Raw genomic sequence first — 24,243 nt, 5'->3', positions numbered from 1 at the left:
CGACTCCATCATCCGTCACCCCGGCCCTGTGCCGGGGTCCACCCCGCCCCGGACGATACGTCGAGCGGCATGGTGGACCCCGGCACGAGGCCGGGGTGACGACCTTGTAGGGGATGCGCCGGCTGCGGCGACTGCGAACCCCACGCCGCACACCACAAAACAGTCGAACCCGTCACGATAACGCCCTAAGGCTCGGCCATGACATCCCGTATCGCCGTCCTGCTGCCGTGCTACAACGAGAGCACCGCCATCGCGCAGACCGTCGCGGCGTTCCGCGCCGCGCTCCCCGATGCGACCATCTACGTCTATGACAACAACAGCCGTGACGACACCGTCGCCGTGGCGCGCGCGGCGGGCGCCGTCGTTCGCACCGAGCGGATGCAGGGCAAGGGCAATGTCGTCCGCCGCATGTTCGCCGACGTCGATGCCGACATCTACGTCATGGCCGATGGCGATGCGACCTACGACGCGACCGCCGCGCCGGCGCTCGTCGCGCGGCTGCTCGACGAGCAACTCGACATGGTGGTGGGCAGCCGCGTGACGCAGGTCACCGCCGCCTATCGGCGCGGGCACGTGCTCGGCAACAAGGCGATGACGGGGATGCTCGCGCAGCTGTTCGGGCGCAGTTTTACCGATATCTTCTCGGGGTACCGCGTCTTCTCGCGGCGCTTCGTGAAGAGCTTCCCGGTGCTGTCGGCCGGGTTCGAGATCGAGACCGAGATCAGCGTCCATGCGCTCGAACTCAAGATGCCGACGGGCGAGATCGAGACCGCCTATTTCGCGCGGCCCGAAGGGTCCGAATCGAAGCTCAGCACGTATCGCGACGGCTTCCGCATCGCGCGCACGATCGTCACGCTCTACCGGATCGAGCGGCCGCTGCTGTTCTTCGGCGCGATCGCAGCCCTGCTGTCGCTCGCCGTGCTCGCGCTCGGGATCCCGCTGATCGTGACCTATATGCACACGCATCTCGTGCCCCGACTGCCGACCGCGGTGCTGGTCGTCGGCCTCGCGATCCTCGCCGCGCTCAACGTCTTTACCGGGTTGATCCTCGACACGGTGGTCCGCGGTCGGCGCGAAGTGCGGCGGCTCGCTTACCTCAGCCACCGCGCTCCAGGTGGCGATGACCGTCGCTCCGACGCCGTCGGGGCTTGAACTCGTTTCGTGCAGCGCCGATGTATGCGGTTCTAGGGGCATAAAGGACTAAAAGGCTCATCATGCGCAATCCGTTCGACACCGGCGACTTTCTGGCCCCCATCAATGACGGCCTCGTTCCGATCGTCATCGAGCAATCCAACCGCGGCGAGCGCAGCTTCGACATTTATTCGCGGCTGCTGCGCGAACGTATCATTTTCGTGACCGGTGGGGTCGAGGACCATATGGCCTCGGTCATCTCGGCACAGCTGCTCTTCCTGGAGTCGGAGAACCCCAAGAAGGACATCTTCATGTACATCAACTCGCCGGGCGGCGTCGTCACGGCGGGCATGGCGATCCATGACACCATGCAGTACATCCGTCCGCGCGTCGGCACGGTGTGCATGGGGCAGGCCGCCTCGATGGGTTCGTTCCTGCTTGCCGCCGGTGAGCCTGGCATGCGCGTCGCGCTCACCAACGCGCGGATCATGATCCATCAGCCTTCGGGTGGTGCGCAGGGCATGGCGTCGGACATCCAGATCCAGGCCAAGGAAATCCAGCGCATCAAGAACCGGATGAATGCGCTTTACGCGCAGTACACCGGCAAGCCGCTCGAGGAGATCGAGCGCGCGATGGATCGCGATACCTTCCTCGAAGCGCACGAAGCCAAGGATTTCGGCCTGGTCGACCAGGTGTTCGACAAGCGTCCGGCACTGCCCGACGATTCGAGCACGCCGCCTGCGCTGACCTCGGCGTAAGCTTGCCGGTTAAGGTTCTGTTGGGCACCGGGGCGTCATACGTACGTCCCGGTGCTGACATCACCGGGTATTTTGGTGATTGTCGGATTGCGCGAGGACGGTCTAGGATACACGTTCCGCATATGCGCGCCTGGTGGCGCCAAGGATGGTTAGAATGACGAAGCTCAGCGGCGGCGATTCGAAGAGCACGCTTTATTGCTCCTTCTGCGGCAAGTCGCAGCATGAAGTCCGCAAGCTCATTGCCGGACCGACGGTGTTCATCTGTGATGAGTGCGTCGAACTGTGCAACGACATCATCCGCGAGGAGACCAAGTCGGCGCTCGTCTCGAAGAAAGATGGCGGCGTGCCCACGCCGCAGGAAATCTGCGACGTGCTCGACGATTATGTGATCGGCCAGAAGCGCGCGAAGCGCGTGCTCTCGGTGGCGGTGCACAACCATTACAAGCGCCTCAACCACGGCCAGAAGGGCGCCGATGTCGAGCTCGCAAAGTCGAACATCCTGCTCGTCGGGCCGACCGGCTGCGGCAAGACGCTGCTCGCCCAGACGCTCGCGCGCATCCTCGACGTGCCGTTCACGATGGCCGATGCGACGACGCTGACCGAAGCCGGTTACGTCGGCGAGGACGTCGAGAACATCATCCTCAAGCTGCTCCAGGCCTCCGACTACAATGTCGAGCGGGCGCAGCGCGGGATCGTCTATATCGATGAAATCGACAAGATCAGCCGCAAGGCCGAGAATCCCTCGATCACGCGCGACGTTTCGGGCGAGGGCGTCCAGCAGGCGCTGCTCAAGCTGATGGAAGGCACCACCGCGAGCGTTCCGCCGCAGGGTGGCCGCAAGCATCCGCAGCAGGAGTTTCTGCAGGTCGACACGACCAACATCCTGTTCATTTGCGGCGGCGCGTTCAGCGGCCTCGAGAAGATCATCGGCGACCGCCTGCAGGGCAAGTCGATCGGCTTCGGTGCTTATGTTGCCAGCCCTGAGGAACGCCGTACCGGTGAGACGCTCAAGGCGGTCGAGCCCGAGGATTTGCTCAAGTTCGGCCTGATCCCCGAGTTCGTCGGCCGTCTGCCGGTGATCGCGACGCTCGAGGATCTCGACGTTCCGGCGCTGGTGACGATCCTGACCGAGCCGAAGAACGCGCTGGTAAAGCAGTATCAGAAGCTGTTCGACATGGAGGCGGTCAAGCTCGGCTTCACTGACGAAGCGCTCGTCTCGGTCGCCAAGAAGGCGATCGACCGCAAGACCGGTGCGCGCGGGCTGCGCTCGATCCTCGAGGGGATCCTGCTCGACACGATGTTCGACTTGCCCGGTATGGACAGCGTCGAGGAAGTGATGATCGACAAGGACGTGATCGAGGGCCGCAAGGAGCCGATCCGCGTCTACGGCAAGAAGGAAAAGGCCGGCGCCGGCGCGGCCTAATCTGGTCAGACCCTGTCCCGTTCGCGGGGCAGGGCGCTGCGTGCGCGAAGGCGTCCGATGACGCCTTCGCACGGGTCCGTCGTGCGTCCCGACCGGAACGCTGACCCTGTTGCGGGTGTCCGGGTCGCCGGCACTGCCGATCGTGACCGTATCGTCGCGCTGCTCGCGCGCGCTTTCGCCGATGATCCGGCGATGGCCTATATCTTTCCCGATCCTGCTGACCGTGCGCTCCGGCTGCCGCGGCTGTTTGGCGTGCTGTTCGATTCCGACGCGTCCAGCGGCATCCGGCTGGTGACCGCTGGCGGCGAGGCGGCGACGCTGTGGCGTGCGCCGGGGCAAACGTCTGACAGCATGCTCACGATGCTGCTCCACGCCTGGCCGCTGTGGCGCGCGCTCGGCGGATCGATCGGCCGTGCGCTGGCGGTGTCGAGCGCGATCTCGGCACATTTCCCGCGCGAGGCCGTGTGGTATCTTCACCTCGCGGGTTGCGATCCCGCGGCACAGGGCCGAGGCTTCGGCGCGGCTGCGGTGCGCGGCGGGCTCGATCGCCTCCTCGGGAGCGGACTCCCGGCCTATCTCGAAACCGCAACCGAGCGGAACCTCGCTTTCTACCGCGCGCTCGGCTTCGAGATCACCGCCGAATGGAGCGTGCCCAAGGGAGGCCCGCGCTTTTGGTCGATGCTGCGCCCAGCCAGTTCATAGGACGCCCGGCACGAAGCGTTTGACCCGCGCGGCATAGGCATCGAACGCGGGCCCGAACGCTGCGCGCAGCACCACCTCTTCGTGCCGCACGCGCATCCATGTGCCAAGCGCGAAGAGCGGGATGCCGACGACAAGGCTCGCGGTGTGACCATAAGCGATCGCCATCGCGATCATCACGAACGCCAGCGAGACGTAGATCGGGTTGCGGATCAGCGCGAACGGACCCGTTTCGATCAATTGCCCGTCGTCGCGCGTCCGTGCGACCAGCGCCCAGTTCCGCCCCATCGCGCGCGACGCCGAGTCGAACAGCCACGCCGCCGCGAGCATAAGCGCGAGCACGACGCCCGCCTCGATCAGCGCCTTGGCCGAAAGCGGATCGAGCGCGATGCGGATTCGCCCGAGCCCGGCGCTGCCGATCCCCAAGCCCTGCACGACGATCCACAGGATCGAGGCGTTGCGGCGTCCTGAATCGGGGCTGGCCGGGGCGCTCCGGCCACGCGCGCGCGCGAGCAGCAGCGCCGTCAGTCCCGCGAGTATGCCGATCGCAAACGCCGCGAGTCCGGGAAGCCCGACCGAGTCCAACGGGATGAAATTCATGGCGAAGCCCCTTGCAACAGCGCTGTAGTATTCAGCTATGACACCGCGGTGTCAACTGGCCGGTTTGGCGGCCTTTGCCACTGCGTCGCGCCACGCTTGATAGTCCTCGATCGCGGTCGATCGGCGCAGCAGCTTGGCGTTCGGATCGATCACGAGGTGCGCCCCGCGCGGGACCGTGACGCTGCCAAAGCCGCCCGCCATCGCAAGCCGCACGATCCGCCCGCCGATCTGCACATCGACCGGCATCGGGAACACCCCGCCGCCCGGCGCCAGCCAATGCAATGTCAGCCGGGTTGCGCTGCGTGTCTCGACCAGCTCGGGCAGCGCCGCCTGGCGCAGATAGACGTCGAAGAACCAGCGATAGTCCTTGCCCGTCACACGCCGCACGATCCGCTCATAGTCGGCGGTCGAGGCGTAGCGCGGCGTGAAATTGCCCGGCCGAGGGTCGAGCCGGCCGTAGACGATCAACCGCGTCACATCGCGAAACGCGCGGTCGCCGATCAGCGTGCGCAGGCTGTGGAGCATCCACGAGCCCTTGTAATAGATGTCCTGGCCGGGGCCGCCCTTGCTGATCTCATACACCTCTTCCTCGGTGCGGACCTTGCCGGCGATGACCGGGCGGAGGTTGGCAATCTTGTTGCGCTGGTCGGAGAGCATCGTCGCATAGCGCGCCTCGCCTTCGCGCCAGCGGCCGTAGAGCGGCTGCATGTAGCTGCCATAGCCCTCGTGCAGCCAGTAATCGTCCCAATTGGCGGCGGTCAGCTGGTTGCCGAAGAATTCGTGCGCGAATTCGTGCTGGAACAGCCAGTCGAAGCCTTCGGGCGCCTTGGCATAGCCGTTGCCGTAAGCGTTGATCGTCTGGTGCTCCATGCCCTTGTACGGCGTCTCGACCACGCCGAGCTTCTCGTCGCCGAACGGGTATGGGCCGACTTCGCTCTCGAAGAAATCGAGCGTCGGCGCGAATTCGGCGAACAGCGCCTTTGCCTTGGCTTCTTCGCCGGGGAGATACCAATAGGCCATCGGGATCGTGTTGCCGTAGCGGCTCTTGTAGCTGCCCGAAATCTCCTCGAACGGCCCGACCGTCAGCGCGATGCCATAGGTGTTGGGGTGCTTGACCCGCCAGTTCCATGTCGTGCGCCCATCGGTGAGCGTGTCGACCCCGAGCAGCACGCCGTTCGACGGCGCCTTCAGGCCCTTCGGCACGGTGATGTGGAGCGTGACGAGGCCCGGCTCGCCGGTCGGGAAATCGAGGCACGGCCAGAACAGGTCGCACCCGGCGCCCTCTGCGGTCGTGCCGAACCACGGCGCGCCGCTCGGCGTCTTCGCCCAGACGACGCCGGGGTCCCACGGTGCATTGACCGCGACGTGCGGCGTGCCGCCATAGGTCAGCTTGGCGGTGACGTGCCCACCCGCCGCGACCATGCGTGGCAGCGTGATGACGAGTTGGCCCTCGGGATTGCGCCAGGCCGATGGCGCAAGCGGTGTGCCGTCGACCGATACCGCATCGACCGGCAGGTTGCGGTCGAGATCGAGCACGAGCCGGGCGAGCGGCGCCTTGGCGGTGAAGCGCAGCGTCGCGACGCCGCGCAGCGTCTCGGTCTCGGGCAGCACTTCGAAGGCGAGGTCGGCGGCGTCGAAGCCGAGCTTGGCTTGCTCGGCATCGATCGGCCCGCCCGATTTCTGCGTCTGTGCGGTCAGCGGCGGCTCGCCCTTGGTCGGCAGGGCGGCGGCGGTCAGCGCGAGGCAGCTCGACAGGAGCGCGATACGAACAGGGATCATGCGGGGCTCAGTTCCACGGAGAAATCGGTGATCGTCAGGCGCAGCGACGGGCGGCCGTCCTGGAGCATCGTCGTGACGCGCGGGAAGCGGACGCCTTGCGCGTTCACGCTGCCGGCAAAGCTGAAATGCTGGCGGATCGCGGGGGCGCCGGGTTCGGGTGCCGTCAATACATAATCGGCCGCCGCGATCCGTCCGTCGCGATCGAGCGTCAGTGCGATCGGCGGATAGCCGTCGCGCGCGGCGTTGAGCCGGTTATAGCCCGCGGTGGAAACGAAGGCCGGGGCAAGCAGCAGATAGGCGAACGCGCCGAGCCGCTGGCGTTCGAAGCGTGCCTGCGCGGCGGCGAGCGTCGTCTGCGCGCCGTCCTGCACCAGAAAGGCGGTGTCGCGCTCGATCATCACGGTCCGCGCGGCGCTGCGCGTTTCGCTGACGAGCCAGCTGTCCGACCGCGACCGTGCAAACGGCTCGATCCGGCTTTCGACGTGCAAGTCGACCGGGGTCTTGCCGAGCATCATCCGTGCCATGCCGCTCCACGTCAGCACGCGGACGCGCGCCAGCCGGTCTTGCCCGCCCGCAGCGATCATCGCGCGGGCAACCGCGTCGCCACCGCGCCCCGCAGCACCGATCGCCTGCGGCAGCGCCGCGATCGCGATCGTTCCGCCCAAAATCGCACGACGATTGATGGATCGGCAACTCCCCCCATATAAGGGGGCAAGCACGCGGCCTTGTCGCGATCTCGGAGTATCCATGACCCAAGCTTCTTCCACCCCGTCCACTCAGGCTTATCCCGTCCTGCCGCTGCGCGACATCGTTGTCTTCCCCAACATGATCGTGCCGCTGTTCGTCGGTCGCGACAAGTCGGTCGCAGCCCTGGAAGCCGCAATGGCCGCCGACAAGGAGATTTTCCTGGTCGCGCAGCTCGATCCGAGCGAGGACGACCCCGATCGCGACGATCTGTACGAGATCGGCGTCACTGCGGTCGTGCTGCAATTGCTCAAGCTGCCCGACGGCACCGTCCGCGTGCTGGTCGAGGGCAAGCGCCGCGCCGCGCTGACCTCGCTCGTCCAGAGCGACGGCTATCTGTCGGCCGAAGTCGAGATGCTCGAGGGCGATGCCGGGTCGGACGAGCTCGAAGCCGCGAGCACCGAGCTCGGCGACCGCGTCGGCGAACTCACCCCCGACGATCTCAGCCCCGATCTCAAGGCGCTGATGCGTTCGGTGATCGACCAGTTCGAGAATTACGCCAAGCTCAACCGCAAGCTGCCCGCCGAGACTGCCGTCCAGCTCGGCGAGATCGAGGATCCCTCGAAGCTCGCCGACGCGGTCGCCGCCAACATCCAGGTCAAGGTCAGCGACAAGCAAGCGCTGCTGATCGAGCGCGATCCTGCCAAGCGGCTCGAGATGGTGTTCGCCTTCATGGAGGGCGAATTGGGCGTCCTGCAGGTCGAGAAGAAGATCAAGTCGCGGGTCAAGCGCCAGATGGAGAAGACCCAGCGCGAATATTATCTCAACGAGCAGTTGAAGGCGATCCAGCGCGAACTCGGCAACGAGAGCGATGACGGCGAAGGCGACGAGATCGCCGAGCTGACGCAGAAGATCGCGACGATGAAACTCTCGAAGGAGGCGCGCACCAAGGCGACCGCCGAGCTCAAGAAGCTCAAGACGATGGCGCCGATGAGTGCCGAGGCGACCGTCGTGCGCAACTATCTCGACGTGCTGCTCGGCCTTCCGTGGGGCAAGAAGTCGAAGATCCGCAAGGATATCTCGGCCGCGCAAGCGGTGCTCGACGAGGACCATTACGCGCTCGAGAAGGTCAAGGACCGGATCATCGAATATCTCGCGGTGCAGGCGCGCACCAACAAGCTGAAGGGGCCGATCCTGTGCCTCGTCGGCCCGCCCGGCGTCGGCAAGACCTCGCTCGGCAAGTCGATCGCCAAGGCGACGGGGCGCGAGTTCATCCGGCAGTCGCTCGGCGGCGTGCGCGACGAAGCCGAGATCCGCGGGCATCGCCGCACCTATATCGGCTCGCTGCCGGGCAAGATCGTGACGAACCTCAAAAAGGCCGGCACCAGCAACCCGCTGTTCCTGCTCGACGAGATCGACAAGCTCGGCCAGGATTTCCGCGGCGATCCGGCGTCGGCATTGCTCGAGGTGCTCGACCCCGAGCAGAACGCCAAGTTCCAGGATCACTATCTCGAGATCGACGTCGATCTATCGGACGTGATGTTCGTGACCACCGCGAACACGCTCATCCTGCCGCAGGCGCTACTCGACCGAATGGAGATCATCCGGCTCGAAGGCTATACCGAGGACGAGAAGGTCGAGATCGCCGAACGCCACTTGATCGAGAAGCAGATCGAGGCGCACGGCTTAAAGGAAGGTGAGTTCACGCTCACCACCGAGGGCCTACGCGCGCTGATCCAGTACTACACGCGTGAAGCCGGCGTCCGCACGCTCGAGCGCGAGATTGCCAAGCTGGCACGCAAGGCATTGCGCCAGATCCTCGAGGGCAAGACGACGAGCGTCACCGTAACGCCCGACAATCTGTCCGACTTCGCCGGCGTGAAGAAGTATCGTCACGGCTTGGGTGAAGAAGAGAATCAGATCGGTGCGGTCACCGGGCTCGCCTGGACCGAGGTCGGCGGCGAATTGCTGACGATCGAGAGCGTCACCGTGCCCGGGCGCGGTCAGGCCAAGATCACCGGCAAGCTCGGCGACGTGATGAAGGAATCGATCGAGACCGCGTTCAGCTTCATCAAGGCGCGCTCGCCCTCGTACGGAATCAAACCGAGCATCTTCGCGCGCAAGGACATTCACATCCATCTGCCCGAAGGCGCGGTGCCCAAGGACGGTCCGTCGGCGGGCATCGGCATCGTGACGGCGATCGTCTCGACGCTGACCGGCGTGCCGGTGCGGCGCGACATTGCGATGACCGGCGAGGTGACGCTGCGTGGTCGCGTGCTGCCGATCGGGGGCTTGAAGGAAAAGCTGCTCGCGGCGTTGCGCGGTGGCATCACCACGGTGCTGATCCCGCACGAGAACGAGAAGGACTTGGCCGATATTCCCGCGAATATCCGTGACGGGCTCAAGATCATCCCGGTGGCGCATGTCGATGAGGTGCTCCGTCTTGCGCTAACCGCGCCGTTGACGGCGATCGATTGGACCGAAGCGGACGATCTGGCGGCACAGCCCCCGGCAGGCGTCCCGGCAATCGGCGGTGAACTGCACCACTGAGCTCGGATCGGCGTATAATACTGCATCCTCGCCGTTTTGACCGACGGCGGGGATGTTTTTGCTTTGACAGCCCCGGTGCGAGCCGCCTTACTGCGCCACCGGCTTTCGCCTGGGAATCATTTCAGTAGTTTTTTAAACGGGGGTTTCGTGGCCATGAACAAACAGGAACTGATCGCGACGGTGGCCGACACGTCGGGTCTGACCAAGGGTGATGCAAGCAAGGCCGTCGAAGCCGTGTTCGAAGCCGTGTCGGCCGCGCTGAAAAAGGGGGATGAAGTCCGTCTCGTCGGTTTCGGGACGTTCTCGGTCAGCAAGCGCAAGGCGTCGACCGGCCGCAACCCGCGCACCGGCGAGCCGATGACGATCAAGGCGTCGTCGCAGCCCAAGTTCAAGGCCGGCAAGGGCCTCAAGGATTCGGTCAACTGATCGACTGACTCGCAAAATCTGGGCATCGGCGCTGGACAAGCGGCGCCGGCTCGTTTTAAGAGACTCCAACAGGGCGGCGTTAATGCCGCCCTTCTCCGTTTCGCCCCGCCGTACCGGCGGAAAAGGCAACGGGCGCGTAGCTCAGTGGTAGAGCACACCCTTCACACGGGTGGGGTCGCAAGTTCAATCCTTGCCGCGCCCACCATATTGCAGCCGCCGGATCCGCATGGGTCCGGCGGCTTTTTACGTTACCGCCAGGCGCGTTCGCGAAACCATTTGGTGATGACGTATTTGGTCCCCGCGCGGACTTTCATGCCGTGGTGGAGCGTGGCCGGGTTGAGCGTGCCATCGGCCTGCCGGTTGTTCCAGGCGAGCAGCTTGCCGGTCTCGGGCTGGATGATCTTGTTGATCGCCTTGAAGCGCGTCGCGCCGCCCGCTTCGGGTTCGTTGAGATAGAGCATCACGGTCCAGGTGCGGTTGCCCGCAACACGGCAATGGCGATCGAAATCCACGCCGCCCGGTTCGAAATAATCGGTGTGCGGCTTGAACTCCTGGCCAACCGCATAGCGCTGACCCTGGATCGGTTCGCCGTGCGCCGGGTCGAGCCCGGTGAACGCGCTGATCCGCGCGTCGAGCCACTGCGTCAGCGGGGCGAGCGAGTCGAGATCGCCGGTCTCGCTCGTGCGAAACGCGCGGTCGCCGTTGAAGTCCGCCACCGTCGAAGGGCGCCGCGTCGCGTCGACCGCGTCGCGCACCTGCGCACAGGTTTCGGCATCGAGGAACTTGCGGCACACGAACAAGGTCAGCTTGGGAGACGGGACACGCTGGACGCCCGGCAAAGCGGCGAGATGTGCGACCATTGCCGCTGCATCGAGACCCGAACCGAAGCTCGGGGCGGCTGGGAAGGCAGGAGCATCGGTCACGCGCCACACTTTGCCAAAGACTTCGCGCATTTTCCAGGTGCTGGCAGCGCGTCCGATTCAGCGGCCGCCACGTACAAGGTTCACAGCGGCACCGCGGAACGGTAACACGGGCTGTAATATGGCGTCGCGATCGGGGATGGGTTCCACATGCGCTTGGTTTTGGATGCGCGGGCGCGGGCCTTTCTGCGACGGTTTCCGGTTACCACGGTCTATTCCGCGCTCGAGCTCGCGCTGATCGCGGGGCTTGCCGTGCAAAGCGCGCGGCTCGTCTGGGCGGTGCTGACGCCGGTCGGCCCGGTCGGGATCTGGCGGCCCGAGCAAGGCGGCGTGCCCGGCTCCCCCGAGGCGATTTTGCGCGGCTTCGATCCGTTCTACCGCGCGAGCGGCGGCGATGTCGCGGGGCCGTCGGTCGTCACCACGCTCCAGCTCTCGCTGTTCGGCGTGCGGATCGACGAAGCGCAGGGCGGTGGCTCGGCGATCATCGCTGGCCCTGACGGCGTCCAGCAAAGCATCGGCGTGGGGCAGGAGATCATGCCCGGCGTGCGGCTGAAGGCGGTCGCGTTCGACCACGTCACGATCGACCGCGGCGGCGTGTCGGAGGATCTCTATCTGCCGCAGAGCGAGCAAGCGCCGGTCGCGCCCGCGATGCCGAACGGGCCAGCGCTGATCGGCGGCAGCGCACCCGCAGCCATCACCGCGCCGCCCCCCGCCGCGATTGGACCGCAAGGCGTCAGCTTTGCGCAGTTGCGGCGCGATGTCGGCTTCATCCCGCGGATCGACGGCGGCCGCGTGACGGGGCTGACGGTGCGGCAGCAAGGCGACGGCGCTGGCTTCCGCGCGGCGGGGCTGCGCGACGGTGACGTCATAACGCAGATCGCGGGCAAGCCCGTCGGCGGCGCTGCAGACATCGAGCGTCTCGGCGCGCAATATGCAAAGGGCGGCACGCTTGGCTTTACGGTCGAGCGTGGCGCAGACACTGTACCACTCGTCATCACGATTGCGGGGCAATGAAGAAACGAATCCTGGCGCCTATCCTCGCGATCACGCTTGTCACGGCGGCGCATGCGCAACAGACCATGAATGTCCGCGATGCGGATATTCGCGCGTTCATCGCCGATGCCGCCCGCGTGACGGGGCGGACTTTCATCATCGACGCGCGGGTGCAGGGCAAGGTGACCGTCGTCACCGATCACCCGGTGAGCAAGTCGCAATATTTCGAGATCTTCCTCTCGACGCTGCGTGCCAACGGGCTCGTCGCGGTGCCGACGACCAATGGCGCGTTCCGCATCCAGCCGACCGATAACGCCGCGTCGCAGCCGAGCCGCATCGGCTCGCGCGGCGCGACGAGCAACAGCTACATCACCGAAATCGTCCGGCTGCGCTCGATCGATGCGCAATCGGCGGTCGATACGGTGCGCGGGCTGATCTCGCCGCAAGGCTCGGTCACTGCCAATCGCGGCGGCAACAGCCTCGTCATCGTCGACTTTGCCGACAATGTGCGCCGCGTGCGCGAAGTACTGCGCCGGATCGACACCGACAATGCCTCGACGCGGATCATCGCGCTGAAGAATGCCGGCGCGCGCGAGATCGCGACCGCATTGCAGGCGCTCGCCGGGCAAAGCGCGGGCGGTGCCGGGGGCGCAGCCCCCGCAGGCGCCGGGACGTCGGTCAGCGTCGTTGCGGTCAACAGCTCGAACTCGGTCGCGATTCGCGGCGATGCCACCTCGGTCGCGCGGCTCGCCGCGGTCGCCGAGGATCTCGACCGGCGCGCGAAGAACGGCACCGAGATCAAGGTGATCTTCCTCGAAAACGCCGATGCCGAGCAATTGCTGCCGGTGCTCCAGCAGCTGGTCGGGCAGACGCCATCGCCGATCACCAACCAGCAATTGTCGGCGTCGAACTTCGGGAACAACAGCCAGTCGGGCGGTAGCAACGGCAACAATCCCAGCTCGCGCCCAGCGAACACGCCTGCGGTCCAGCAGCAGGACACAGGAAATACCGGCAACGCACCGACCCAGACTGCGATCACTTCGGGCGGGCGCACCGCCTCGGTAGTGACGCGGTTCGTCGGCGCGAACGCGATCGTCATCGCCGCGCCCGCCGAAGTCCAGCGTCAGCTCGCCGACGTCGTCCGCCAGCTCGATACGCGGCGCGAGCAAGTGCTCGTCGAGGCGATCGTCGCCGAAGTGTCGGACCAGACGGCGAGCTCGCTCGGCGCGCAATTCGCGATCGCGAACTTGAAGGGCGGCGCGTTCGCCGCGTCGAGCTTCCAGAACTCGGCGCCGAGCCTGCTCACCATCGCCGGCGCGATCGGCGCGCGGCAGCTCGCGACGACGACGACGACGATCAACGGCGCGACCGTCACCACGAGCACCGGCAGCTCGTCGAGCGATTCGCTGACGCAAAGCGCGATCAGCTCGGTGCTCGGCGCGAGCGGCGGCTTTGGCGGCTGGGCGGGCAAGATCGGCGACACCGTGTTCGGCTCCATCATCAACGCGGTGAAGAGCGACACGACCTCGAACCTGCTCCAGGTGCCGCATCTGGTGATGCTCGACAATCAGGAAGCACACAGCTTGGTCGGGCAGGAAATCCCGATCACCACGGGCAAGGCGCTGTCGACCAATTTCGACAATGCCTTCCAGACGACGCAGCGCGAGAATGTCGGGATCGAGTTGACGGTGCGGCCACAGGTTAATTCGAGCGGGACGGTGAAGCTCAACCTGCGGCTCGAGGTCAGCTCGATCGCCGGGCCGGTGTCGAGCAGCAACAGCGACTTGATCCTCAACAAGCGCGAGGTCGAGACCGTCCGCACCGTCGACGATGGCGACATTGCGGTGATCAGCGGCTTGCTCGACGATAACGAGCGGCGGACGATCGAGAAGATCCCGCTGCTCGGCGACATTCCCGGCTTGGGCAACCTGTTTCGTTCGAAGGCGAAGTCCCGGACCAAGACCAATTTGATGATCTTCATCCGCCCGACGATTCTGCGCACCGCCGATGACAGCCGCAAGCTGACCGAGCAGCGTTATGGCTATCTGCGGCTCCAGCAGGGGCTGGCAATGCCCAATGACGAACCGTCGATCGACCAGCTGGTGCGCGATTACATGGGCGCCGCCCCGCCGATCCCGAGCGCGCCGGTGCCGGGGAATATCGAGGATCCGCGGATCATGGTGCCGGTGCAGCGGAGCTCGAGCACGGTAATCCGCACGAAGCGGGACCGGTGATGGCGATGCGCGGTCCCGCTTTCTCCTTCTGCGCTTCCCCGGCGCAGGCCGGGGCCCAGGGGCGGGCGGCTGAGTGTTCGGACGCTGCGCGCGATGCGCCTGACCTCCGCGACTGGGCCCCGGCCTGCGCCGGGAAAGCGCGTTAGGATGGCCGAGATCGATCTTCTGGCGCTGACAAGCGTGGCAGCGGCAACCATCCCCTACGCCTTCGCACGCCGCTTCGGCGTCGTCCTCGACCCCACCCACGACCACCTCACCGTCGCGATGCGTGAGGGCTCCGACCCCAAGGTCCTGCTCGAACTGCGCCGCCACCTCGCGCGCGCCTTCGACGTGACCTTCGTCGTCGCGACCGAATTCGACCGCCTGCTGTCCGAGGCCTATGCGATGGACGGCCAGGCCGCGGCGATGGCCGCGGGGACGCTCGGCCTTGGCGACGAACTCGACCTGCTCGCCGATCATCTCCCCACCGCTGACGATCTGCTCGACACCGCCGACGATGCCCCCGCGATCCGGCTGATCAACGGCATCATCGCCGACGCCGCGCGCAACGGCGTGTCGGACATTCATATCGAGCCGTACGAGACCGGCCTCGTCGTCCGTATGCGCATCGACGGCGTGCTGCGCGAGACGCTGCGGATGCCGCCACACGTCGCCCCCGTCGTCGTCAGCCGCGTCAAGGTGATGGCACGGCTCGACATCGCCGAGCGACGCGTGCCACAGGACGGCCGCATCGGCCTGACGCTGGGCGGCAAGCTGCTTGACGTCCGCGTCTCGACGCTGCCGAGCCGCGCGGGCGAGCGCGTGGTGCTGCGTATTCTCGACAAGGAGAATGCCGGGATCACGCTCGACGTGCTCGGCATGACCGCGGCCATCAACCAGTTGCTCAAGGACGCGATCACCGAGCCAAACGGGATCATCCTCGTCACCGGGCCGACCGGTTCGGGCAAGACGACGACGCTCTACGCCTCGATGCGGCTGCTCAACGACGGCAGCCGCAACATCCTGACGGTTGAGGATCCGGTCGAATATGCGATGGAGGGGGTCGGCCAGACGCAAGTCAACGCCAAGGTCGGGCTGACCTTTGCGGCGGGGCTGCGCGCGATCCTGCGGCAGGATCCCGATGTCGTGATGGTCGGCGAAATCCGCGACCGCGAGACCGCCGAGATCGCGGTGCAGGCATCGCTGACCGGGCATCTCGTGCTGTCGACCGTCCACACCAACGACGCGGTCGGCGCGATCACGCGGATGCGCGACATGAAGGTCGAGCCGTTCCTGTTGGCATCGACGCTGCGCGCGGTGATCGCGCAGCGGCTGGTGCGGCGCTTGTGCGAGGTGTGCCGGCGCCCGGTGGCGGCGGATGCATCGGTCGCGGCGCTGCTCGGGTTCGAGCCGGGGGCGATCGTCTATCAGGCGGTCGGCTGCGAGCAATGCCAGGGGACGGGCTATAAGGGCCGCGTCGGTGTCTATGAGGCGATCCGCATCGACGAGACGGTGCGGCGGCTGATCAACGATGGCGGCGACGAAGCGCTGATCGCGCGGCATGCGTTCCTGCATGCGCCGACGCTGGGGTCGGCGGCGCGGCAGTTGGTGCGCGATGGGGTCACGACGGCGGAGGAGGCGGTGCGCGTTTCGCGGCGCGACATGGCCGATGCCGAGGCGCCGATGGTGGTGCCGGAGGTGGGGGATGCGTGACCGCAATCGTCGCCCCGGCGCCGGCCGGGGCCGCCAGGTTGCAGGGCGCGACGGCACTCCAGAACGCAGCGGCCCCGGCCTCCGCCGGGGCGACGGTATGACACATGCCTGACTTCGATTACCTCGCGATCGACACGAAGGGGCGCGAAACACGCGGGGCGATTGCCGCGCCCTCGATCGACGCGGCGCGCGTATTGCTCGACCGGCGGCGGCTCTATGTCGTCAAGGTCGAGCCCGGCTCGGGCCGCTCCCCCAAAGGCAAGCCGCTCCTCTCCGACCTCCGCCTGGGCTCGAAGAAGATGAGCACCAAGCAGCTCACGCTCTTCACCCGCCAGCTCGCCACGCTCAACCGCGTCTCGCCGCTCGAGGAATCGCTCCGCACGATCTCGCGCCAGACCGAGCAGCCGCACGTCCGCGCGATCGTCGAATCGGTCCATGCCGGCGTCGTCGAGGGCCGCCGCCTGCACGAGGCGATGGCGCGCGAGGGCAAGAGCTTCCCCTCGCTCTACCGCGCAATGGTGTCGGCGGGCGAGAGCTCTGGCTCGCTCCCGGTGATCCTCGAACGCCTCTCGGTGCTGCTGGAACGCCAGGCCGAGATCAACGGCAAGATCATCACCACGCTGGCGTACCCCGCAGTGCTCGCGGTGGTGGCGATGGCGGTGGTGACGGCGCTGATGGTGTTCGTCGTGCCGCAGGTGGTCGAACAGTTCGACACTGTCGGGCAGCAGCTCCCGTTCCTCACGCGCGTCGTGATGGGGCTGTCGAATTTCATGGTCGGCTATTGGTGGGCGATCCTGCTCGTCATTCTGTTGGTTGGGTTCGGATCGTGGCGCGCGCTGAAAAATCCGCGGATCAAGCTCGGCTTTGACACCTGGATCCTCAAACTGCCGATCCTCGGCCGCCTGTTCCGCGATCTCCACGCCGCGCGCATGGCGCGCACGCTCGCGACGATGGTGGCAAGCCGCCTGCCGCTGCTCGAAGGGCTGACGCTGACGGGCAGCACGATCCACAACCTCCGCCTCAAACAAGCATCGGACGAGATCATCGAATCGATCCGCGGCGGTGGCAGCCTGTCGGCGGCGATGCGCCGCGCGGGCGTCTTTCCGCCGCTGCTGACGTATCTGGCTGCATCGGGCGAGACGGCGGGGCAGCTCGACGACATGCTCGAACGCGCCGCCGAATATCTCGAGCGCGAGTTCGATCGGTTCACCACGACCGCGCTGTCGCTGCTCGAGCCGATCATCATCGTCGTGATGGGGGGTGTCGTCGCGACGATCGTGCTATCGATCCTGCTGCCGATCCTGCAGCTCAACACCCTGGCAGGCCAGTAAACATGACGAGGTTCGCAATGCCCCCCATCCGTCATTCCCGCGCAAGCGGGAATCCCGCTGCTTCCCCCCGCCCGCAACGGCGAGACCCCCGCTTTCGCGAGGGTGACGGGGAGCAGGGTTTTACGCTGATCGAGCTGATGGTGGTGATCGTCATCATCGGCCTGCTCGCCGCGATCGTCACCTACAACGTCCTGCCGCTCGGCGACAAAGGCAAGATCGTCAAGGCCAAGGCCGACATCTCGACGATCGAGGGCGCGCTCGATCTCTACAAGCTGCAGAACGATTCGTACCCCTCGACCACCGATGGCCTGCAGGCGCTGGTCTCGGCCCCCGCCGATGCCGATGCGTCGAAGTACCAGCGCGGCGGCTATATCAAGAAGCTGCCGCTCGATCCGTGGGGCAAGCCGTATCTCTATGCGGCGCCCGGCGCACATGGCGAGGCCGATGTCTGGACGCTCGGCGCGGACAAGAAGGAAGGCGGCGAGGGCGTCAATGCCGATATCGGCAGCTGGCAGTAAACGCCGCGTAAGCGAGCGCGGCTTCACGCTGATCGAGCTGATGGTCGTCGTCACGATCATCGGCCTCGCCAGTGCGGCCGTCGTGTTCGCGCTGCCCGATCCGCGCGGTCGTCTCGCCGACGAGGCCGCGCGCTTCGCGACGCGGACCAGCGCCGCCCGCGATCTTGCCGTGGTCGGCGCCAAGCCGATCAGCGTGTGGGTGTCGCAGGGCGGCTACGGGTTCGACGAGCGGGTCGACGGCGCGTGGGTCGCGATGGCCGAGAAGCCGCTGCGCGTGACGCAGTGGGGCAAGGGCACGCACGCGCTGCCGAGCGGCGACGGAACGCGCGACCGCATCCTGTTCGATTCGACCGGCGGGACCGATCGCCCGCTCGACGTGACGCTCGAGCGCAGCGGGCAGAGTGTCGTCGTCCATGTCGGCAATGACGGCAAGGTCCGCATCGGTGGCTAAGCCCCGCGGCTTCACGCTGATCGAAATGATGGTCGCGCTCGCGGTGTTCAGCCTCGCCGCGCTCGCGCTGATCCGGCTCGAGGGCGCGACGATCCGCGGCGCCGCGACGCTCGACACGACGCTGCTCGCACAGACGGTCGCACGCAATGTCGCGATCGAGGCGATGACCGACGCCAAGCCCCCCACGATCGGCGCGGCGAGCGGCGTCGAGAGCAATGGTGGGCGCGCGTGGAGCTGGACTCGCAGCGTCCAGCCGACCGGCGACATTCGCGTGCTGCGGATCGACGTCACCGTGCGCGATCCGGCGGGGCGGCAGGCGGGGCGGCTGACCGTGGTGCGCGACGGGACGCGCGCGCCATGACGCCCGCGACCGACGACGCGGGCTTCACGCTCGTCGAGGTGATGATCTCGCTGCTGATCTTCGGCTTGCTCGCGGCGGCGGGGGTGGCGCTGTTGTCGTTCTCGGTGCGCGCGCAGACCGCGACGGGCGTGAAACTCGACGACGTCTCGGCGATGAACCGGCTCGGCGCGATCCTCACCGCCGATCTCGCGCAAGCGACGCCGCGACCGACGCGCGGCGAGGATGGGCGCGTCCTCGCGCCTTTCACCGGCGAAGCGGGAGCGGCGGCAGCGCCGATGCTGCGGCTGGTGCGCAGCGGCTGGAGCAATCTCGACGGCACGCCGCGTGCGAGCGTGCAGAAGGTCGAATATGGCGTGGTCGACGGCGCGCTGGTTCGGACCGCCTATCCGATGCTCGACGGTGCGCCGCCGCTCCCGCCGACGCCGCTGCTGGCGCACGTCCGCCAGGTCGCGCTGCGCTACCGCATCAAGGGCGCGTGGAGCGACCGCTGGACCGGCAGCCCGCAATCGCCGCTGCCCGACGCGCTCGAACTGCGCGTGGTGCGCGACAGCGGGATCGCGACGCGCCAGCTCTTCCTCGTCGGCACCGGCTATGGGAGGCGCGTCGATGACCGCGTCGGTTGAGCGCAAACCCTCCGAGCGCGGTGCCGCGCTGCTCACGGTGTTGCTGCTCGTCGCGGTGATCGCGGTGCTTGCCGGGACCGCGCTCGAACGACTGCGGCTCGCCACGCGGCTCGGCGGCAACGCCGTCGCGCTCGACCAGGCGCGCGCCTATTCGTTCGCGGCCGAGACGCTCGCGGTCGTCAGGGTCAGCGAGTTGCTGCGCAAGAGCCCCGACAAGGTGACGCTGCAGGGCGGCTGGAGCGGCACGCCGTACCCGCTGCCGATCCCGAACGGCACCGCGACGGCAACGGTCGTCGATGGCGGCAATTGCTTCAACCTCAACAGCCTCGTCACCGAGACGCCCGCGAAAAGCGGCAGCTATTTCGCCTACACGCCAGCGCAACTCCAGTTTGCGCGACTGATTCGTCTGGTCGATCCCGCAGCGGCATCGCCCGAGGCGATCGCCGCTGCCACCGCCGACTGGATCGACAGCGACGATTCGCCGATCACCGGCGGCGCCGAGGACCGCGACTATCGTGGTGGCGCGCAGCCCTATCGCACCGCGAACACACTGATGACCGATCCGAGCGAGTTGCGCGCGGTGCGCGGCGTGACGCGCAGCGATTATGACAAGCTCCGCCCGTGGCTGTGCACCTTGCCCGTCGCCGCGCTGTCGCGGATCAACGTCAACACGCTGTTGCCGGAGCAGGCGCCGCTGATCGCGATGCTGCGGATCGGCCTTTCGCCCGAGGCGGTGCGGCAAGTCCTGCTCCAGCGTCCGCCCTTGGGCTTCGCGACGACGACCGCCTTCTGGGCGCAAAGTGCGGTGCGCAGCAGCACCGGCGACGATGCACCGTCGCAGACCGACGTAAAGACGACATGGTTTTCGCTGAAGGTGCGCGTCGCGCTCGGCGGGGCCACGCTTGAACAAACCGGACTGATCGACGCGACGGCGCTTCCCGCGCGGCTCGTATCGCGGCAATGGGGCGAGCCATCATGACAGAAACGCTCGTCCTCTTCCTGCCCGCCCCCGATCTGCCGTGGCGCTGGCTGCGCATCGCGGGCGACACCGTCGCGGCGCGCGGCGAGGGCTTTCCGCTGCTCGCCGCCGATACGCCGGTGTCGCATGTCGCGATCGCGCCGGCCGACGCGGTGACGCTGCATTGGGCCGAACTGCCCGATCGCTCGCTTGCCCAGTCGGTCACTGCCGCACGCATGCTCGCGGCGGATGCAAGCGCTGGCCCGATCGGCGATCTGCACGTCGCGGTCGGGCGCGAGGGGGAGGTCGTCGAGCGGCCGATCGGCGTCGTTGCCGCGCTGCAGATGCGCGCATGGCTCGATCTGCTGGCCGAGAACGGCGTCGATCCCGATGCGGTCTTGCCCGCGCCGCTGCTGCTGCCGCGGCCCGAGACGGGCTATCTGCGCGCAGATCTCGGCGGCGAGGGCGTGGTGCGCGGGGTCACGAGCGGGTTCGCCGATGAAGCTCGGCTGACCGAGCTTGTCACGGGCGGCGTCGCGCCGGTGGTCCTGTCGCGCGATGCGCTCGAGACGGCGATCGTTGCGGCGGTGGCGGCGCCGTCGCTCGATCTTCGCCAGGGCGCGTTTGCGCGCAAGACGCGCCGCGCGGTCGATTGGGCGCTGGTCCGCCGACTCGGCTGGCTGAGCGCGGCGATCCTCGGCGTGACGCTGCTCATCACGATCGTCCAGCTGATCAAATATTCGACCGCGGCGGATGATCTCGAACGCCGCACCGAACTGCTCGCGCGGACCGGGCTCGCGCGCGGCGAGGCGGTGAGCGATGCCGATCGCCAGTTGACCGCGCGGCTCGACCGGCTGCGCGGCGGCGGTCAGGGCTTCAGCCGGACAACGGCGGCGGTGTTCGCGGCGATCCGCGCGACGCCTGGAAGCGAAGCGCACACGCTCGCCTTCGATCCCAACGGCACGATGCGCGTCGGCGTCGGCGTCCAGAACGAAGGCCAGATCCTCGACCTGCAGCGCCGGCTCGGCGCGAGCGGCTTCGACGCGACGCCGCAAGGCCAGTTCCAGTCGGTGAACGGCCGCCTCTCGGGGGATCTGACGGTGAAGCCACGATGACCGAGCGCCTGCTCCTCTGGTTTCGCGCGCGCACGCAGCGCGAGCAATATCTCGTGCTGACCGGCGCGGTGCTCACGCTGCTGGTGCTGTGCTATTTCCTCGTCGTGCCGCTCGGCGATGCGCTCGAGTCGGCCAAGGCGCGCCATGCCGATGCGGTGATCGCGCTCGGCGAGACGCAGATCCGCGTCGATGCGGTCAAGGCGGCACAGACGCTGCGCGTCGCTCCGCTCGATGCTCCGCTCGACTCGGTGATTCGCGCGCGCGCCAACGATGCCGGCTTCGCGCTGGCGAGCGTCACGCCGCAGGGCAGCGACCGAGTCGAGATCGCGATCGGCTCGGCGCGACCCGGCGCGCTGGTCGCCTGGATTGCCGAACTCGAGGCGGCGGGGATTCTCGTCGACCGGCTCGCCACCACTGCTGGCGCCGACCGTACCGTGTCGGTGCAACTGACGTTGAAGGCGAAGGGCCAATGACGCGCTTTCGATTGAAGACCGGCCCCGTCGCGCTGTTCGGCGCGGTGTTCGTCGTCGCGCTGCTCGTGCTGCTGCCGCTGCGCTTCGTGCTCGGGGCGTTCGAGCTCGAGCAAAGCCGAGTCGCCGCGCGCGAGGCGAGCGGCAGCGTGTGGTTCGGGCATCTCCGCGAGGCGCAGGTCGGCAGCATCGCGCTCGGCGATCTCAGCGCATCGCTGTCGCCCTGGGCGTTGCTCGCGGGCCGGGCGCGCGTCGATCTCGCGAGTCCGGCGACGGGTGCGGACGCGACTCGCGCGATCCACGGCGCGATCAGCGTTTCGCGGCACGGCGTCGGGCTCGACGACATGACCGCGAGCGTGCCCGCCGGTGCGGTGTTCGCGCCGCTCCCGGTCAGTGGGATCGATCTCGACGCCGTCACCGTCCATTTCGTCAACGGCACGTGCGAGAGTGCCGAGGGGCGCGTCAAGGCGGCGCTCGGCGCCGATATTGCAGGGATCAGCCTGGGGCAGGGGCTCACCGGCACCGCGCGCTGCGATGCAGGTGCTTTGCTGCTGCCGCTCGCGAGCCAGGCGGGGACCGAGCAGATCGCGCTGCGGCTGTGGCTGAACGGGCGGTTCCGCGCGGACCTCACGGTCAAGCCGAGCGACCCGAGCGCGGCGCAGAAACTCGAGCTGAGCGGCTTTCAACCGAGCCCGTCGGGGCATCGGCTGTCGATTGACGGTAAATTCTGAACGATCCATTCTTGACGCTGGCCCCTCGACCCCGCTAGGGGCGCTTCCTCTGCGGCGATCGTAGTTCAATTGGTTAGAGCGTCGGCTTGTGATGCCGGATGTTGCGGGTTCAAGTCCCGTCGGTCGCCCCACTTCTTTCAACAGCCAGGAATTTGTCCGTGACCACCGGCTGGGGCTTCCCCGATTTTGATGATCATGAGGGCGTGCACCTCTTCACCGATCCCGCTTCGGGGCTTCGCGCGGTCATTGCGGTTCATTCGACCAAGCTCGGGCCGGCGGCTGGCGGCGTGCGCTTCTGGCACTATGCCGATAGCGACCGCGCGATCACCGATGCGCTGCGCTTGTCGCGCGGGATGAGCTTCAAGAACGCGATGGCCGATCTCCCGATGGGCGGCGGCAAGGGCGTCGTGCTCGCGGCGAACCCCGGTGACAGCATCAGCCATGCGCAGCTCGAGGCGTTCGGCCGCGCGGTCGAATCGCTCGGTGGGCGCTATGTCACTGCCGAGGACGTCGGCATGTCCGAAGCGAGCATGAAGACGATCGCGACGATGACCAAGCATGTCTCGGGCCTTCCCGTCGCAGCGGGCAGCGCGGGCGGCGATCCCGGGCCGTACACCGCAATGGGCGTCTATCTCGGCGTCAAGGCAGCCGCACAGCGCGGTCTCGGCGCGACCGACATGAAGGGCGTGCGCGTCGCGATCCAGGGGGTCGGCAGCGTCGGCGGTGGGCTCGCCCGCTTGCTCGCCAAGGACGGCGCGGTGCTCACGCTGGCGGACGTCAACGCCGATCGCGCCAAGGCGCTTGCCGAAGAGCTCGGTGCACAGACCGCTGGTGCGGACGAGATTCTCGGCGTCGAGGCCGACATCGTCAGCCCCAACGCGCTCGGCGCGATCCTGACTCCGGCATCTATCGCTGCGCTTCGCACGACGATCGTCGCAGGCGGCGCGAACAACCAGCTCGAGACCAAGGCCGAGGGTGCGGCCCTCCAGGCACGCGGCATCCTGTACGCGCCCGATTACGTCATCAACGCCGGCGGCATCATCAACGTCGCGCTCGAATATCTCGGCCACGGCGATCAGGCCGAAGTCGAGACGCGTATCGCTCGCATCCCCGACCGGCTGGTCCAGGTGTGGGACGAGGCCGAGCGCACCGGCGCGCCGATCTCCGACGTCGCCGATACGATCGCACAGCGTCTGATCGGCCGCGCCTGAAGGCCGCCCACGCGGGCGCCCTCGGGCGTCCGCTGAGGGGCGGTCTGGCATTGGCGCGACGGGCGTTATCGGTCAGAAGGGCCGGATGCCACAGCGTCTCGCCCTGACCTCGCTACTCGTTGCGGATTATGATCTCGCCATTGCCTTCTTCGTCGATGCGCTCGGGTTCGAGCTTCGCGAGGATACTGCGCTCGGCGATCAGAAGCGCTGGGTCGTCGTTGCGCCGCCGGGTAGTGCAAACGGGCTGCTGCTGGCGCGAGCCGTTGGCGAGGCACAAGTCAGCGCGGTCGGCAATCAGAGCGGCGGACGCGTGTTCCTGTTTCTTGAGACCGATGATTTTGCCCGCGACCATCATGCCTATACGCAGCGCGGCGTCCGGTTCGTCGAGCCGCCGCGACACGAGCCGTACGGTATTGTCGCGGTCTTCGAGGATCTGTGCGGAAACCGCTGGGATCTGATCCAGCCGATACGTTCTGGCCACTGACCCGTGGGTGTAGCGCCCGTGAAGCGGCGGCGCGCCCGCGCTTGTGCCTAGACCCCGCACTTGTGCTTAGACCCTGCACTTGTGCTTAGACGTCGCGCGCA

Annotated in this window: 24 protein-coding genes and 2 tRNA genes; 22 read left to right on the top strand and 4 right to left on the bottom strand. The window is 67.2% G+C overall.

Annotated features, from left to right (window positions below):
- The first annotated feature begins 198 nt into the window (after nucleotides 1–198).
- The 4 genes from IE187_RS01870 (at nucleotide 199) to IE187_RS01855 (ending at nucleotide 4,014) form a co-directional block, all read left to right on the top strand.
- Entirely contained in the window at nucleotides 199–1,152 is a 954-nt protein-coding gene (locus IE187_RS01870; protein WP_133188612.1) for a glycosyltransferase family 2 protein, read from the top strand.
- A gap of 62 nt (nucleotides 1,153–1,214) precedes the next feature.
- Nucleotides 1,215–1,889, top strand: coding sequence for an ATP-dependent Clp protease proteolytic subunit (locus IE187_RS01865; protein ID WP_133188610.1), 675 nt, complete (start codon nucleotides 1,215–1,217; stop codon nucleotides 1,887–1,889).
- 154 nt (nucleotides 1,890–2,043) lie between these two features.
- Nucleotides 2,044–3,312 carry an ATP-dependent Clp protease ATP-binding subunit ClpX gene (clpX, locus tag IE187_RS01860; protein ID WP_010186846.1) on the top strand — a complete coding sequence of 423 codons (1,269 nt, stop codon included), beginning with the start codon at nucleotides 2,044–2,046 and terminating at the stop codon, nucleotides 3,310–3,312.
- A gap of 57 nt (nucleotides 3,313–3,369) precedes the next feature.
- Nucleotides 3,370–4,014, top strand: a complete 645-nt coding sequence (locus IE187_RS01855; protein ID WP_189674876.1) for a GNAT family N-acetyltransferase — start codon at nucleotides 3,370–3,372, stop codon at nucleotides 4,012–4,014.
- Here IE187_RS01855 and IE187_RS01850 read toward each other — a convergent pair.
- Genes IE187_RS01850 through IE187_RS01840 form a run of 3 tightly spaced genes read right to left on the bottom strand, consistent with a single transcriptional unit; the run spans nucleotide 4,009 to nucleotide 7,055 of the window.
- Complete coding sequence (locus IE187_RS01850) at nucleotides 4,009–4,611, bottom strand: methyltransferase family protein (RefSeq protein WP_189674875.1); 603 nt, start codon at nucleotides 4,609–4,611, stop codon at nucleotides 4,009–4,011. The two genes, IE187_RS01855 and IE187_RS01850, sit on opposite strands and share 6 nt — an antisense overlap.
- 51 nt (nucleotides 4,612–4,662) lie before the next feature.
- Complete coding sequence (locus tag IE187_RS01845) at nucleotides 4,663–6,390, bottom strand: M1 family metallopeptidase (RefSeq protein WP_189674874.1); 1,728 nt, start codon at nucleotides 6,388–6,390, stop codon at nucleotides 4,663–4,665.
- The gene (locus IE187_RS01840; protein WP_189674873.1) at nucleotides 6,387–7,055 is read right to left on the bottom strand and encodes a hypothetical protein; all 669 of its coding nucleotides are present in this window, start codon (nucleotides 7,053–7,055) and stop codon (nucleotides 6,387–6,389) included. The genes IE187_RS01845 and IE187_RS01840 overlap by 4 nt, the downstream gene beginning before the upstream one ends.
- 82 nt (nucleotides 7,056–7,137) lie before the next feature.
- Here IE187_RS01840 and lon point away from each other — a divergent pair, with 82 nt between their 5' ends.
- The 3 genes from lon to IE187_RS01825 all read left to right on the top strand — a co-directional run bounded on the left by lon (nucleotide 7,138) and on the right by IE187_RS01825 (nucleotide 10,255).
- Entirely contained in the window at nucleotides 7,138–9,624 is a 2,487-nt protein-coding gene (gene lon / locus IE187_RS01835; RefSeq protein ID WP_189674872.1) for an endopeptidase La, read from the top strand.
- Nucleotides 9,625–9,777: 153 nt separating this feature from the next.
- Nucleotides 9,778–10,050, top strand: coding sequence for an HU family DNA-binding protein (locus IE187_RS01830; RefSeq protein ID WP_133191967.1), 273 nt, complete (start codon nucleotides 9,778–9,780; stop codon nucleotides 10,048–10,050).
- Between the two features lie 130 nt (nucleotides 10,051–10,180).
- Nucleotides 10,181–10,255 (top strand) — tRNA-Val (locus tag IE187_RS01825).
- A 43-nt stretch (nucleotides 10,256–10,298) separates the two neighbouring features.
- Here IE187_RS01825 and IE187_RS01820 read toward each other — a convergent pair.
- Nucleotides 10,299–11,003 (bottom strand): prolyl hydroxylase family protein, encoded by a 705-nt coding sequence (locus tag IE187_RS01820; protein WP_189674871.1) that lies wholly within the window; start codon nucleotides 11,001–11,003, stop codon nucleotides 10,299–10,301.
- 117 nt (nucleotides 11,004–11,120) lie between these two features.
- Between IE187_RS01820 and IE187_RS01815 the strand changes: the two genes are divergently transcribed.
- From IE187_RS01815 to IE187_RS01745, 15 genes are all read left to right on the top strand, one after another.
- The gene (locus IE187_RS01815) at nucleotides 11,121–11,984 is read left to right on the top strand and encodes a type II secretion system protein N (RefSeq protein WP_189674870.1); all 864 of its coding nucleotides are present in this window, start codon (nucleotides 11,121–11,123) and stop codon (nucleotides 11,982–11,984) included.
- Complete coding sequence (gene gspD / locus IE187_RS01810) at nucleotides 11,981–14,197, top strand: type II secretion system secretin GspD (protein WP_189674869.1); 2,217 nt, start codon at nucleotides 11,981–11,983, stop codon at nucleotides 14,195–14,197. The genes IE187_RS01815 and gspD overlap by 4 nt, the downstream gene beginning before the upstream one ends.
- A gap of 147 nt (nucleotides 14,198–14,344) precedes the next feature.
- The gene (locus IE187_RS01805) at nucleotides 14,345–15,889 is read left to right on the top strand and encodes a GspE/PulE family protein (RefSeq protein ID WP_189674868.1); all 1,545 of its coding nucleotides are present in this window, start codon (nucleotides 14,345–14,347) and stop codon (nucleotides 15,887–15,889) included.
- A gap of 104 nt (nucleotides 15,890–15,993) precedes the next feature.
- Nucleotides 15,994–17,220: a type II secretion system inner membrane protein GspF gene (gene gspF, locus IE187_RS01800; RefSeq protein ID WP_189674867.1), complete on the top strand. Its 1,227-nt coding sequence runs from the start codon at nucleotides 15,994–15,996 to the stop codon at nucleotides 17,218–17,220.
- A 17-nt stretch (nucleotides 17,221–17,237) separates the two neighbouring features.
- Complete coding sequence (gene gspG, locus IE187_RS01795) at nucleotides 17,238–17,738, top strand: type II secretion system major pseudopilin GspG (RefSeq protein ID WP_438810906.1); 501 nt, start codon at nucleotides 17,238–17,240, stop codon at nucleotides 17,736–17,738.
- Complete coding sequence (locus IE187_RS01790) at nucleotides 17,713–18,189, top strand: GspH/FimT family pseudopilin (protein ID WP_189674866.1); 477 nt, start codon at nucleotides 17,713–17,715, stop codon at nucleotides 18,187–18,189. Before gspG ends, IE187_RS01790 begins: the two co-directional genes overlap by 26 nt.
- A complete protein-coding gene (gene gspI, locus IE187_RS01785; RefSeq protein WP_438810905.1) occupies nucleotides 18,152–18,550 on the top strand; it encodes a type II secretion system minor pseudopilin GspI in 399 nt (132 codons plus the stop codon). The genes IE187_RS01790 and gspI overlap by 38 nt, the downstream gene beginning before the upstream one ends.
- The gene (gene gspJ, locus IE187_RS01780) at nucleotides 18,547–19,173 is read left to right on the top strand and encodes a type II secretion system minor pseudopilin GspJ (protein WP_189674864.1); all 627 of its coding nucleotides are present in this window, start codon (nucleotides 18,547–18,549) and stop codon (nucleotides 19,171–19,173) included. The genes gspI and gspJ overlap by 4 nt, the downstream gene beginning before the upstream one ends.
- A complete protein-coding gene (gspK, locus tag IE187_RS01775) occupies nucleotides 19,157–20,152 on the top strand; it encodes a type II secretion system minor pseudopilin GspK (RefSeq protein WP_189674863.1) in 996 nt (331 codons plus the stop codon). Before gspJ ends, gspK begins: the two co-directional genes overlap by 17 nt.
- The gene (gspL, locus tag IE187_RS01770; RefSeq protein ID WP_189674862.1) at nucleotides 20,149–21,246 is read left to right on the top strand and encodes a type II secretion system protein GspL; all 1,098 of its coding nucleotides are present in this window, start codon (nucleotides 20,149–20,151) and stop codon (nucleotides 21,244–21,246) included. Before gspK ends, gspL begins: the two co-directional genes overlap by 4 nt.
- Nucleotides 21,243–21,719, top strand: coding sequence for a type II secretion system protein M (locus tag IE187_RS01765; RefSeq protein ID WP_189674861.1), 477 nt, complete (start codon nucleotides 21,243–21,245; stop codon nucleotides 21,717–21,719). The genes gspL and IE187_RS01765 overlap by 4 nt, the downstream gene beginning before the upstream one ends.
- Nucleotides 21,716–22,447 (top strand): type II secretion system protein N, encoded by a 732-nt coding sequence (locus IE187_RS01760; RefSeq protein ID WP_189674860.1) that lies wholly within the window; start codon nucleotides 21,716–21,718, stop codon nucleotides 22,445–22,447. The genes IE187_RS01765 and IE187_RS01760 overlap by 4 nt, the downstream gene beginning before the upstream one ends.
- Before the next feature lie 54 nt (nucleotides 22,448–22,501).
- Nucleotides 22,502–22,578 (top strand) — tRNA-His (locus IE187_RS01755).
- Nucleotides 22,579–22,605: 27 nt separating this feature from the next.
- Nucleotides 22,606–23,658, top strand: a complete 1,053-nt coding sequence (locus tag IE187_RS01750; RefSeq protein WP_189674859.1) for a Leu/Phe/Val dehydrogenase — start codon at nucleotides 22,606–22,608, stop codon at nucleotides 23,656–23,658.
- Between the two features lie 85 nt (nucleotides 23,659–23,743).
- A complete protein-coding gene (locus tag IE187_RS01745; protein ID WP_133188572.1) occupies nucleotides 23,744–24,142 on the top strand; it encodes a VOC family protein in 399 nt (132 codons plus the stop codon).
- Nucleotides 24,143–24,243: the final 101 nt, after the last annotated feature.

Source organism: Sphingomonas glacialis, assembly GCF_014653575.1.
Lineage (GTDB): Bacteria > Pseudomonadota > Alphaproteobacteria > Sphingomonadales > Sphingomonadaceae > Sphingomonas > Sphingomonas glacialis.
Note: the sequence above shows the minus strand (reverse complement) of the source record. Positions and strands in the feature narration are given on the sequence as shown.